Here is a 12634-nt window from a genome sequence, read left to right as displayed (position 1 = left end):
GATTTATTACAATTACTATAGATATCAGTGGAACTTAAAAAAGATGACCCCTGTTCAATACAGAGATCATCTTCTTAAAACTGCCTAGGCTTTTTTTAAATGTCCTTTACAAAGGGTACACTTTAAAGTGAGACCTGGCTTTTTTATATTAGCATGGTTGTAAATTGAATAAGAGATTGCACTGGGGGAGCCGAACGGCTGAGAGTAGACTTTACCGTCTTGACCCTTTTTGGACCTGAACTGGATAATGCCAGCGTAGGAAAGTGTTCGTATTAGATTAGTCTTTTTTGACTGTCTAGATCCCTCAGTGCTCATTACTGGAGGGATTTTTTTATGGAAAAAACACGAAAGCTTACATTAACGGCGATGATGGTCGCAATCGGGACAATGACTAGTAATTTTTTCTTCATTCCGATTGGGTTTACGAAGGTGTTTCCCGTACAGCATTTTCTCAATGTTCTGTCAGCAGTATTACTAGGTCCGTATTATGCCGTGCTGCAAGCCTTTAGTGTCTCGCTTTTACGAAACCTCATGGGAACAGGTTCACCGTTTGCATTTCCAGGAAGCATGGTCGGAGCACTGTTAGCGTCACTATTATTCTTAAAGACTAGGAAGCTGTATATGGCATTTGCCGGAGAGGTTTTTGGAACTGGCATACTTGGGGCAATATTAGCATATCCAATTGCGGCAGTTCTCCTTGGACAAAAGGCGACATTGTTTGGCTTTATCCCGCTCTTTATTTTCAGCTCGATTGCTGGAGCATTGATTGGAGCTGTTGTATTAAGCATCTTTGTGAAAAAGCAAGCGGCTGTATTAACAAATACGAGCTTGCTCAAAAAGTAATGGTACTAGAAGGAGACACAAATGGAAGACTTGAAAACTATTGATAAAACGAATGAAACACCAGAGGAACAACTATTAACAGTGGGGCTTGATGAAAAGCTTCCTCCTCTTAAAAGCTTTTTATATGGTCTGCAGCATGTGTTTGTTTCAAATGTATGGCTAGATCCTATTTTTGTGGCAGCAATGATTGGTTTGCCTTTTGCTTTATCAGCCAATATCGTTAATTCCATTTTTATTGCAGCCGGTATTGTTACATTGCTGCAGGCAGCAAAGTTTGTAAAGCTGCCAATCGTCCAAGGACCATCAGCTGCCTTCGATTCCATCATGATCGCAGCTGGAAAAGCAAACGGTCTTGCTGCTGCGAGCGGGGCAATCCTTGTCAGTGCAATAATTGTATTCATATTGTCTGTTACTGGGTTAATAGGCAAACTGAAGGTATTATTTACACCAGTTGTTTCGGGGACCGTTATTTTTCTAGTCGGTATTTCTTTATCGAGCTTTACATTGTCTGAATTTCTCGGCGGTTCACCAGGAGATGCAGGCTTTGCAAGTTCAACTGTATTAATGATGTCCATTCCAACAGCTTGTATCGTTTTAATTTTATCTATATTCGGAAAAGGCTTTTTAAAATCTTTTTCCTTTTTAATAGCATTAGTTGTTGGTGATATTATTGCGATTTGTTTAGGAGAAGCTGATTTTGGAATGATAGCAGAAAAGGCTTGGTTCGGTCTGCCGACATTCCTGCCTTATGGAAATTTAGAATTCGAATGGACAACTTTTCTCACATTTTTTGTTGCGTATATAGTGGCTGTAATTGAAGCGATGGGTGTTTATCAAGCATCCTCCACCATTTTGAAAACAGAGATAAGTGCAAAGCGAATTAGGAATGGTTTTGCAGGCGAATCGGCAGGATCTATGCTGTCCTCTCTTATTGGCGGTTTTCCAACAACTGCCTATGCCCAAAATGTTGGTTTGCTTCGTTTGACAGGAGTTGGTTCAAGATATCCTGTGATGATTGCAGGTGTTATCTTCCTAGTGCTTGGCTTTGTACCGAAAGCAGGTGCCTTGCTTGCTTTAACGCCAAGCCCTGTTGTCGGCGGAATCTTTCTGCCGGCTGCTGCGACGTTAGTGTTTACTGGTATTTCCTTACTAGCAAAAGTGGAACAATCGGATCGCAATTACATGATTATTGGACTTTCCATTATACTAGCAATCTCTTTGCCAAGCTTTTCAACAGGTTTTACAGGGGCAGCAGGAGCCTTCCTGTCAAATACGATATTAATCGGGGCATTTTCTTCAATTATTTTACATCTGCTGTTTGTTAATATTCCAAACTGGATAGAAAAGGGGAAGGGAATATGAAAGAAATCTCTATTGTTATAACAGAAAAAGTCCTCACTTTTATCGAAAAATATAAGAATGGCATTTTGAATAAAGAAGAGCATGACCAGGAATTTAATAAACTCGCTCTAGAATTGTTTTCCTATCAATTTCAGCATAACATGCCTTACAAAAAATATTGCCAAGTGAAGAAAAAGAACCCCCTCACGGTTAAGCGTTGGCTTGATATACCGCCAATGCCAATACAAGGTTTTAAAGAGCTGACATTAGCGTGTGAACCTATTGAGGATGCAGAGGCTGTATTTATGACTAGCGGAACTACTAATCCTGACCAAAAGGGCAGAAATTATCATCCCTCATTAAAGGTATGGGATGCATCGATGAAGCATCCATTTAAACAGTTTGTTCTGCCAGACAGGGAGAAGATGACGATATTTGTATTATCGCCAGCTGCAGACATGAATGAAAATTCCTCCTTGTCTAGGTATCTTTCAAATGCAGCAGCTTATTTTGGGGCAGAAAACAGCCAATTCTTCTTCGGGAAAAAAGGATTAGAGATGGAGAAATTTGCGAGTGAGCTGCGTAAGTGTGAACAATCAGAAGAACCAGTAATGCTTATGGGCGCAACATTTGCTTATGTTCATCTTCTTGATTATTTAAAGGAAAATGGACTGCAATTTCAGCTCGCAAAAGGAAGCAGGATATTTGATACAGGCGGCTTTAAAGGTCAGTCTCGTGAAGTAGAGATGGAAGAGCTGTATAAACAGTTTCATACAAGCTTCCAAGTTGACCGTTCACTCTGCATAAATATGTATGGCATGACCGAACTAAGCTCGCAAATTTATGATCAAAGTATTTTGTCGAGCTGCTTAGAAGGAGATATTCGTTTAGAAAAGACAGGTCCTGCATGGGTGAAAACAGTCATACTTGACCCAGATACATTAAAGCCAATCACAAATGGTCAAGCAGGGGTAATTGCACATATTGACTTAGCAAACTGGAATTCTTGTATAGCGATTCTAACTCAGGATGAAGGCTGTCAAACAGATAACGGGTTTAAGCTCCTTGGCAGAATAAAGGGGGCAGAAGCCAGAGGCTGTTCGATTGCAGTGGATCAGCTGATGCAATCTGCATTAGGTGGTGCATCCATTTAGTGATGGAAACAGAATTAATAGAAGCCTATTATGTACCAGAATCAATAAAGCTCACAGATTTTCGCCAAGAGTCAATTCAGGTGAAAGGCCGGAAGTACATCGTAAAATATCCAGAATTAACTGCCGAGCATATAGAGGAAATCGGGGCATCATTGCAAGCAAACAGAAAAGATTATCTTGCTCAGCTTACTACTAATGAAGTAGTCGACAAGATAGACCAAGCTATTCAGCTATGGCTGAATCCAAACTACCGATTGAGACGTATTGCCGACGCATTAATTCCTGCAGTCACCGGGTATGATCAAGACATGGTTCGGCTCGAGTTGAAAAGGTATATGAGGACCTTTCGCAAAAAGGAGCTGCTGCGCTTCCTTGATGAGGAATTTGACCAGCCTGCCATACTCGATGACTTTCGGCCAAGAAAATCAGGCGGAATGAGTCGTGCGTATGGACCAAATACTATTTTTCATTTATTTTCTGGTAATGTGCCAGGCGTGCAGTTATGGAGTTTAATAATGGGGCTTTTGCTTAAATCAGCGGCAATCGGCAAGACCTCTTACTCAGAGCCCCTCCTCCCTGCCCTCTTTCTCCAATCCTTAAAGGAAGTGGACGAGAGATTGGCTGATGCCATCGCCATCCTGCCATGGAAGGGGGGGACAGAGTCCCTTGATAATATGGCAGTCAATTGGGGAGAGGCTGTAATCGTTTATGGGTCGAACAAAACGGTCGCGGAAATAAGGAAGAAGACACCAATTCACAAAAAGCTGTTGTCATATGGTCATAAAATCAGCTTTGCTATGATTGGCAAAGAAGCATTAACGGCTGATCATTACAGTGACACACTCCATAAGCTTGCCGAAGATATTTCCATCTATGACCAGCAAAGCTGTCTTTCTCCGCAATGTGTTTATGTGGAGCAAGATGGGGTGGTAAGCCCGAAGCAGTTTGCACAAGGATTAGCAGCAGAGCTTTCCCGATACCATAAAAAAAGACCAAGAGCAAAGCTGACAGGGGAAGAGGCAATGTCCATACAAAACTTCCGAAATGAGCATTCCTTAAAAAGCCTGCAATCACAGAAAACGGCAGTATACAGCAGTAAAGACGATACAGCATGGACGGTCATTTACCATGAGGAACCTTCTTTTAGCGGTAGCCCGTTAAACAGAAGTGTTCATGTGTATGCAGTGGACAGACTTGAGGAAGTTGCTGACCATTTCCAGCAATGGGAGAGCTATTTACAATCATGCGGGCTTGCCGTAGAACCAGCAAGATTGTTCTCGCTCGCCAATATTTTAGGCGCTGCTGGCGTTAATCGGTTCAGCCCAATCGGAGAAATGAACCGAGCAAAGCCAGGCTGGCATCATGATGGCGGTTTTAATTTAATGGAGCTAGTTCGCATGGTTGATTTGGAAAGGGACCTTGAGTATGGACTTGAAAAATACGACAGTGATGTGGAATAGAAAGGACGAGAAAAGTTGAATCTTCAAGAAAAAATTGTTTTAGTGACAGGTGCAAGCAGAGGAATAGGCGCAGCTATCGCTAAAAAAATGGCTGCTGAAGGTGCATTTGTCATTATCAATTATTTAAAAAACAAAGACCTCGCCGAAGCAGTTGTCAGTCAAATCGAAGCAGCAGGAGGGCAGGCTGTTGCCATTCAGGCAGATGTTCAAAAAGAAGAACAAGTCACCGATATGGTCGCACAGATTGCTGATGCATTCGGTACAATTGACATCGTTGTGAATAATGCCTTGAGTCATTATACCTTTAACCCCAAAACAAGGAAAACAGCATGGGAAATCAGCTGGGCCGATTACAACAGCCAGTGGGAAGGCAATGTTCATGGCACCTATAATGTCTGCAAAGCAGTGATGCCATATATGAAGGAACAAATGCAAGGCAGGATAATCAATATTGTCAGCAATCTAATCGATTTTCCGATTATTCCATACCATGACTACACAACATCAAAAATGGCCTTGTTAGGCTTTACAAGAAATCTAGCCAAAGAGCTTGGCCTATTTGGAATCACCGTGAATGCAGTCGCGCCAGGCTTGACCTATCCGACAGATTCCAGCTCCGAAACACAGGAATCTGTGCGAGAATCAATCATTCAAATGACACCAATGGGCCGTTTGGCAAGTCCTGATGATATTGCAGGAAGTGTGCTGTTTTTAGCATCAGATTTGGCAGCGTTTGTGACGGGGCAGTGTTTGAATGTGGATGGAGGATTGGTGATGCGATGAGTTAGGAGAGCTTGCCTGATGGGTAGGCTCTTTTTTTATGTTTTTATCAAACAAAAAGAGAAACTCAATCGGAAGTCTATGCATTCGACATATTGAGTCCCTCTCTTTTCAAAAAGGATTTAATATATGTCCATAGTTGAAATGTTAAGAAACCTAATATAGATATTGATAAAAAAGTAATCTGTCAGATTGGAATAGTATGTTTCATTTTTTTAGCTTATATGCTCCAACAGTTGCTGTAAAACCTAATAAGATCAAGAAAAAGAAGTGACTTTTGATAAAGAGTCTGCTTTCTCTTACTCTTTTTTGTATCATACGAAATGATATAAAAAGGATAAAATACAAACTTTTTAGTAAAGAGTTTCGTCTAAGTATTGGATTAAGGAAAGGGGTTAAGATACTATGTATGCAATTTATGATATTGTCTTTTTTGGAACAATTTTTTTAATTATTTATATCGTAGTGGATTTTATTAGAATGAAAACAAGTGGTTTAATGAAAAGATTGATTACTTATAGCTTTCTATATTATTTACTGCACGTTGCGCAATTAACAACTGGAGGAATTATATTGCCTCCTCAACACGATTTTTTGCCAACTATACAGCTAGTGCCGTTTTATTTTATTAAAGATTGGTACAATCTTTATCATTATCAAGGATTTGACTGGTTCTTTTGGAATTCTGTAAAGTTATCTTTTTATAATTTAATAATGCTTTGTCCATTAGGTGTGTATATATCGTTGTTATTTAAAGCAAGAAAACTTTCAAAAGCGATAGGATGTATTTTTCTAGTAAGTGTAACAATTGAAGTGCTGCAGCTTTTATTAGGTTATGTAGGTATTGTTGAAGGCAGGGCATATGATGTGGATGATCTGCTGTTAAATACTATTGGTGGCGGAATTGGCTATATTATAACAGAAGCAGTAAAAAAGAAAGTTAGATTATTTCGTCAAAAGCAAATGGTTAATTAAATTGGATGGTCAATAATTCTGCCAATTGGATGGTCAATATTGTTTCGAAATCCAGTATGATAGTTATGTGATATACTTAGCATGGTTATTATAATATTGGAGTGAGCATAGATGACTTGGATTTCCATCATAGCGTTAGTTCTATTTTGTATAGTGAAGGTTTTAATGACATGTTTGCCGACAGGTGTGGTCGAATGGCTGCTTGGAAAATATAAATTGCATTTGAAATTGTCTGAAGTTAATACAGAGGTTCTCTATAATGGCAGAAAAATTGAAGGAGCGCTTAAAACTGATATTTTAAAGCTGTTTAATGAGGCAACTGTCAGAGAAAAATACAGTTTATATCCTGGAAGTGAAGAAGGGTATCTTCACCCTGAGAATGCAGATTATTCTTTAACGATTGTTACAAGAAACGGCAAGAAGGAGTTAAAGCTGTTATTGTCCAGTTATAAGGACCGTATGGATATTGTTAAACAATATAAAAATAAAATTGTTGTATATAGCACATATCCGCTTGAGATGGATATTAATAAAATGATTCAAGCTTAAAAACTTTCTTAAAGGGCTGAACACAAAAATGGTAACGAAACAAGTGTTTGGAACTATTTAACAGAGCATAAACTCGGCCGCTTTCCTTTTCCTTTAAAACAGGAATTAGTCCAATCTAATACACCATACAAAAAGCCGGAAGGTATACAGTGGGAACTGGTAACAGAAGAGGAATGGGCGGAGATGTCTGTATTAAAGGAAATAATTGAATTAACGAAAGTGAAAGAAGAAAAAAGGCCATTTTTGTAATAGAAAATGGCCTTTTTTTCGTATTAACTTAAAATTATAAGAATATTGCATAAAAATATTTTCTTTTTCTACGAGCCTGCTATTATAATAGAAAATATATGTACATAGATGAGGGAAAAGAGGTAACTAAAATGGGCAAAGGATTAGAAGGGAAGCGTGTGGTTATTGGAGCTTCTCGTAAAATAGAAGAAATCAGCAAATTAATCGAAAATCAAGGCGGTATTCCAGTTGTCCGCTCTTTACAAGGTACCGTTTTCTTAGCGGAAAAAGAGGTAGAACCTGCTCTGATTAAGTTTGTGAACGAAGGGGCAGACTGGGTCATCTTTACGACAGGCATCGGTACAGAAACACTTGTAAATATCACGGAAAAGCTAGGTGTAAAAGCGGAATATCTTAAGCGATTGGAAGCGGCTAATATAGCGATCAGAGGCTACAAGACAAAAAATTACTTGAAGAAAATTGGCGTAGTGCCTGATATTCTCGATGAAGATGGGTCAACAAGAGGATTAATTCGTGCGCTTGAAGATGTTGATTTTGCAGGGAAAAACGTATTGGTTCAGCTTCACGGTGAGACAGCGCCTCGACTCATCCAGTTTTTGGAAGATAAAGGAGCAAGCGTTGCTACTATCCTGCCATATCAGCATATCGCTCCAGAATGGGATGCTGTGCAAACGCTTTTTGAGGAAATGCACGATAACAAAGTGGATGCCGTCTGCTTTACGAGTGCGATTCAAGTACGATCTCTTTTTACATTTGCAAAAGAGAAGGGTGTAATAAAAGAAATCCTCGATGCATTCCAAGACAATACATTAGCAGTTGCAGTAGGAAAAGTAACTGCAGAGGCATTATCGGAAGAAGGAGTAGACAAAATCGTTGTTCCTGAGCTTGAACGTATGGGTGCAATGATTATTGAGTTGTCTCGTTATTATGAAGGCAATAATGTGAACTCTTGAGAGAAACATGTAAGAAAAGAGCTATTCAGCTCTTTTCTTATTAGGAGACCAATTTTAAACCTACGGCTGCACCTAACACCATAGCTATAAAGACAAGTCTTCGCCAATCTTTTGATTCACCATATAGTAACATGCCCAAAATAGCTCCACCAGAAGCACCAATTCCTGTCCAAATTGCATAAGCTGTTCCCATTGGGAGTGTTTCCATTGAATAGGAAAGGAAGATAAAACTAGCACCAAATCCTAAGATTAATAGTAATACGGATTGCCAGTTACGGTCTTTATGCAATTTGTTTATCATAGCCACACCAAACATTTCACACAGACCTGCTAGTATAAGAGAAATCCAAGCCATTACGATTCATCCCCTTCTTGAGTTTTATTTTTTGTAACCAATTTTAAGCCGATTACGCCTCCTAAAAGGAGTAAGATGAAGAGAACCTTTTCCACTTTAAAAGCTTCCCCAAAGAATAGAAGTTCAGAAAGTACAGTTCCTGCAGTACCTAAACCAACAAATACTGCATAAACAGTCCCAACAGGCAGCTTTTTCCCTGCCATAATCATTACGTAGAAGCTGATGATAATACAAACAACTGTCCCCGCCCACATCCATAGGTTATCAGAGTGCTTTAAGCCAATAACCCAAAATACTTCAAAAAATGCTGCGATAAAAACTTTAATCCAATCCATTTCTAAAACCTCCAAATTAATTTTGCATAAAAAAAACAAAAGCCCGGGAGCAAACTGATAAGTCAGTTTCTCCCAGGCTTTTGTCCTTCCGTGACACAGCAAAGCTGTGAGTTTTCTCTCGGACCAGTCCAACACAATAATATATGCTGCGGAACCCTAGAAAACATTTTTGTTTATGCAATTACCTTGAATTATACACAATTTTATAGATGTGTCAAACATGGCTATTCAGATATTAGCTGATTAATAGTAAAAAATTTGTATTTTACCAGAAGAATGGTGATAATAGAGGAGAAAGGGAGGATGTAAATTTTGGAAAATGCATTAATTATGATGACAGATCGTTCGACCTCTTTAAACTTCCTAATATACTTGCAAAATATATATATAAATCAAACAAACAATACCGAAAAGATAAAGTTCCCTTATTTCTCTGCAAAGATTACTTTTAAGGATGACTTTAAATCAAGGTTTCAAAACCTATGGAAGAAAGTCTCTCAAATTGTATTTCTTAATGATGTCAACGATACAAAGCTGTTTTATGAGGAAAAGGAAATTTTTTATCATAGTTTGTTTTGTGAAGATGCTGTAGGTCTAACTAGTTTTCATGAAGTTTATAAAAGCTTTCAAGCTTGGTGGGGAGACTTTACTGGCGGTTTTGTGATAGAAAGGTCTATTGATGAAGCAGGCTATAATTTATATTTGGATTTAGTAGGTTATTATAAGGAAAGCGGAATTAAGGTGCAAAAAGATATTTATATTTCTCTGATATATGATGAATGCCTATTAGCAAATACTCAAACTTTATCTGATTTTGCTGTCATTCCAATTAAAGATTATTTCATAAACTATGATGAATTAGTAAAGAGATTGAAAAATAATTTTCTATAAGTATAAAACAGCGACAAAGATGCAGCTGTTTATTTCTTCAGCTCTATTTTGCCAATAATTGCTTCACTTGAAATGCCACCTGAGTCCCCACGTATTATTTACTGGTCATTATAATAAATAGTATTTACTGGAACTTCTAATGCTTGGTGTTATTATTTATTTTACACAGAAATCCTTTATTTATTGCGCGGTTTACAGTTTAATAAAGGGTTATCTATAAGATTAACTGTTTTACCTGTTATAAGTTATGAAATTAAATCAATAAAAAAGCCAACCAGAATAAATTCTGGTTGGCCATTAAGTTTGCTAGGATGGTAGTTTATTATGAAACTGCCTTTTGCTTATTTTAAACTGCGGTTTAAGAACGCTTTTGTTCGTTCAAACTTAGGATTTGTAAACAAATCTTTTGGAGCACCAGATTCAACAATTTCCCCATTGTCCATAAATACGACTCTGTCAGCAACTTCTCTGGCAAAGCCCATTTCGTGCGTTACGACAATCATGGTCATGTTTTCTTGAGCCAGGTCCTTCATCACTTGCAATACTTCACCAGTTAATTCTGGATCAAGAGCGGAAGTAGGCTCATCAAATAACATAATATCTGGGTTCATCATTAATGCTCTGGCAATTGCCACCCTTTGTTTTTGTCCGCCGGACAGCTTAGCTGGAAACGAGTTCGCCCAGCTGGAGAGCCCGATTTTTTCTAGCAGCTCATTGCTTCTTTTCTGTATGTCAGCAGAGGATTCTTTTTTGACCATTTTTGGAGCAAGCTCTAAATTTTCTCTTACAGTCAGATGAGGGAAGAGGTTGAAGTGCTGGAAGACCATCCCCATTTTACCTGTGATTTGTTTAATGTCTTGCGGTTTAACGTATTGTCCTTCTTTTACTAAATAATCGCCGCTCACACAAATACTGCCGCCATCAATCACCTCTAGATTAACAAGACTGCGAAGCATGGTGCTTTTTCCAGATCCGGAGGGACCAATAACCGCTACTACTTCGTTTTTATTTACATTAAATGTAATTTGCTTTAATACGTCTAAATTGCCGTACGATTTTTTTAAGTTAGAGATTTCAATAATAGCCATATTCACCAACTCCTTCTTATTCAAATTTGAATCGGCGTTCAAGCCATTTAAAGATTAACGTTAATAGAAGCGTCATGATTAAATAAATGACACCTGCCACAACAAATGGCACAATTGTAAAGTCGCGATTAACTGCAGCTTGAGCAAAGTGCAGCAATTCTGGTACAGCTACCGCATAAAGGAGTGCTGTATCTTTAACAAGTGTTACAGATTCGTTCGCCACAGCCGGAAGGGCGATGCGGAACATTTGCGGAAGAATAATCTTTCTTAAAGTCTGCCATTTGTTTAAGCCAAGTACTTGTGATGCCTCATATTGACCTTTATCAATGGCAATAAGACCGCCGCGGAAGATTTCGGCAAAATAAGCAGCATAGTTTAAAATAAAACCTAAACATGCAGCTACAAAACGATCTAATACTAAATATTCACCAACCACAGGAATCATTGGCAGACCGAAACAGATAAACAAAAGCTGCAGCAATAGCGGTGTTCCGCGAAGCACATAAATATAGCCTTGAGCAAACCAGGAAAGAGGCTTAAAGCTGCTTCTTACAGCTAATGTTAATAGAAAGCCTAGCGGTATGGACACTACAATCGCAATGATAAACAAGAGGACAGTCATCTGAGCCCCTTCAAGCAAAGGCATAATTATTGATTTAATGTATTCAAAAGACATAAAAGTTACCTCCGAAAACAAAACGGACTTCCTTATCGGAAATCCTGTTTTGCCAGTAATTAGTTATTATTTCAACACTTTATCTTCGCCAAACCACTTTTCAGAGATTTCTGATGCAGTGCCATCCTCGTTCATCTCATCAAGTGCTTTTTGTAGTTTATTAAGCAGATCCTCATTACCTTTTTTAACGCCTACTCCATATTCTTCAGGAGCAAGAGATTCATCAAGTACTTTGAAAGTGCCTTCCTCTTTAGTCATATAGTAGTTAATAACAATTTCGTCAATTACTACAGCGTCTAAACGACCACTCTTTAAGTCATTCAAAGCAGAAACATTGTCAGCAAACTCTGTTACTGTTTTAATTTTTGATTTAATAGGATCAGCATCTAATGCATCAGATGCAGAAGAAAGTGATTGAAGACCAACGACTTTTCCTTCTAAATCATTAAGTTTAGAAAGAGAAGAATCAGCCAATGTTACGACAACCTGTGCATTTTTCAAGTAAGGCTCTGTAAAGAGAACTTTTTCTTTACGCTCATCTGTAATGGTGTAACCGTTCCAAATAAGATCAATACGGCCGCTGCTTAACTCAGATTCTTTCGTTTTCCAGTCGATAGGTTGAAATTGAGCTTTCATGCCCATTTTTTCAGCTGCTGCTTTCGCATAGTCAATATCAAAACCAACAATCTCATTATTTTCATCACGGAACCCCATAGGAGCAAATTTATCATCAATACCAATTACCAATGTATTGTCATCTTTTTCGGCAGATTTAGAGCAACCTGCTACAATGGTGAAAATCGCTGCTACTGCTAAAATCATTGTTACTAAACGTTTCATATATTATAGAGACCACCTTTTATTAAGTATTTTGCTTTAGTACGCTACCATATTATCGAACTATAGTATTGTAACACTATCATCCAATAAATACAATTAGGTTTTTCGTATAAAAGTAGATTAATATCAGTAAATTACAAATTAG

At 38.3% G+C, this 12634-nt stretch carries 15 protein-coding genes and 2 riboswitches; of the genes, 10 read left to right on the top strand and 5 right to left on the bottom strand.

Going from position 1 to position 12634, the window contains the following annotated elements; genetic code table 11:
- From M3600_RS21770 to M3600_RS21730, 9 genes are all read left to right on the top strand, one after another.
- Positions 1-88: IS3 family transposase (locus tag M3600_RS21770; protein ID WP_164849711.1), on the top strand; the 88-nt coding region annotated here is incomplete at its 5' end.
- A gap of 85 nt (positions 89-173) precedes the next feature.
- Positions 174-279: riboswitch (TPP riboswitch) on the top strand.
- Between the two features lie 54 nt (positions 280-333).
- On the top strand, positions 334-843 hold the full coding sequence (gene thiW, locus M3600_RS21765) for an energy coupling factor transporter S component ThiW (RefSeq protein WP_251647576.1): 510 nt from the start codon (positions 334-336) through the stop codon (positions 841-843).
- Between the two features lie 21 nt (positions 844-864).
- Positions 865-2205, top strand: a complete 1341-nt coding sequence (locus tag M3600_RS21760; protein ID WP_251647574.1) for a solute carrier family 23 protein — start codon at positions 865-867, stop codon at positions 2203-2205.
- On the top strand, positions 2202-3338 hold the full coding sequence (locus tag M3600_RS21755) for a LuxE/PaaK family acyltransferase (protein WP_237942944.1): 1137 nt from the start codon (positions 2202-2204) through the stop codon (positions 3336-3338). The genes M3600_RS21760 and M3600_RS21755 overlap by 4 nt, the downstream gene beginning before the upstream one ends.
- 2 nt (positions 3339-3340) lie before the next feature.
- Complete coding sequence (locus tag M3600_RS21750) at positions 3341-4798, top strand: acyl-CoA reductase (RefSeq protein ID WP_251647586.1); 1458 nt, start codon at positions 3341-3343, stop codon at positions 4796-4798.
- A gap of 15 nt (positions 4799-4813) precedes the next feature.
- Entirely contained in the window at positions 4814-5581 is a 768-nt protein-coding gene (locus M3600_RS21745; RefSeq protein ID WP_233315047.1) for a 3-oxoacyl-ACP reductase, read from the top strand.
- Between the two features lie 402 nt (positions 5582-5983).
- A complete protein-coding gene (locus M3600_RS21740) occupies positions 5984-6553 on the top strand; it encodes a VanZ family protein (RefSeq protein ID WP_251647572.1) in 570 nt (189 codons plus the stop codon).
- 111 nt (positions 6554-6664) lie between these two features.
- Complete coding sequence (locus M3600_RS21735; protein ID WP_233315049.1) at positions 6665-7102, top strand: YfmQ family protein; 438 nt, start codon at positions 6665-6667, stop codon at positions 7100-7102.
- Between the two features lie 380 nt (positions 7103-7482).
- A complete protein-coding gene (locus tag M3600_RS21730) occupies positions 7483-8304 on the top strand; it encodes a uroporphyrinogen-III synthase (RefSeq protein WP_251647570.1) in 822 nt (273 codons plus the stop codon).
- A gap of 40 nt (positions 8305-8344) precedes the next feature.
- On the opposite strand, the gene M3600_RS21725 is transcribed toward M3600_RS21730, so the two are convergent.
- Both M3600_RS21725 and M3600_RS21720 read right to left on the bottom strand, forming a co-directional pair.
- A complete protein-coding gene (locus tag M3600_RS21725; RefSeq protein WP_233315051.1) occupies positions 8345-8659 on the bottom strand; it encodes a DMT family transporter in 315 nt (104 codons plus the stop codon).
- The gene (locus tag M3600_RS21720; protein ID WP_233315052.1) at positions 8659-8994 is read right to left on the bottom strand and encodes a DMT family transporter; all 336 of its coding nucleotides are present in this window, start codon (positions 8992-8994) and stop codon (positions 8659-8661) included. The genes M3600_RS21725 and M3600_RS21720 overlap by 1 nt, the downstream gene beginning before the upstream one ends.
- A 67-nt stretch (positions 8995-9061) precedes the next feature.
- A riboswitch (guanidine-I (ykkC/yxkD leader) is annotated at positions 9062-9165 on the bottom strand.
- Between the two features lie 141 nt (positions 9166-9306).
- Between M3600_RS21720 and M3600_RS21715 the strand changes: the two genes are divergently transcribed.
- The gene (locus M3600_RS21715) at positions 9307-9885 is read left to right on the top strand and encodes a hypothetical protein (RefSeq protein WP_251647568.1); all 579 of its coding nucleotides are present in this window, start codon (positions 9307-9309) and stop codon (positions 9883-9885) included.
- 341 nt (positions 9886-10226) lie between these two features.
- Here M3600_RS21715 and M3600_RS21710 read toward each other — a convergent pair whose 3' ends face one another.
- From M3600_RS21710 to M3600_RS21700, 3 genes are all read right to left on the bottom strand, one after another.
- Positions 10227-10973: an amino acid ABC transporter ATP-binding protein gene (locus M3600_RS21710; protein WP_285854831.1), complete on the bottom strand. Its 747-nt coding sequence runs from the start codon at positions 10971-10973 to the stop codon at positions 10227-10229.
- Positions 10974-10989: 16 nt separating this feature from the next.
- The gene (locus M3600_RS21705; protein ID WP_233315054.1) at positions 10990-11649 is read right to left on the bottom strand and encodes an amino acid ABC transporter permease; all 660 of its coding nucleotides are present in this window, start codon (positions 11647-11649) and stop codon (positions 10990-10992) included.
- A gap of 66 nt (positions 11650-11715) precedes the next feature.
- On the bottom strand, positions 11716-12489 hold the full coding sequence (locus M3600_RS21700; protein ID WP_251647567.1) for an amino acid ABC transporter substrate-binding protein: 774 nt from the start codon (positions 12487-12489) through the stop codon (positions 11716-11718).
- Between the last annotated feature and the right edge of the window lie 145 nt (positions 12490-12634).

The sequence above is a fragment of the Niallia sp. MER 6 genome, assembly GCF_023714395.1.
In the GTDB taxonomy this organism is placed as follows: domain Bacteria; phylum Bacillota; class Bacilli; order Bacillales; family Cytobacillaceae; genus Niallia.
This window is presented reverse-complemented; position numbering and strand designations above follow the sequence as displayed.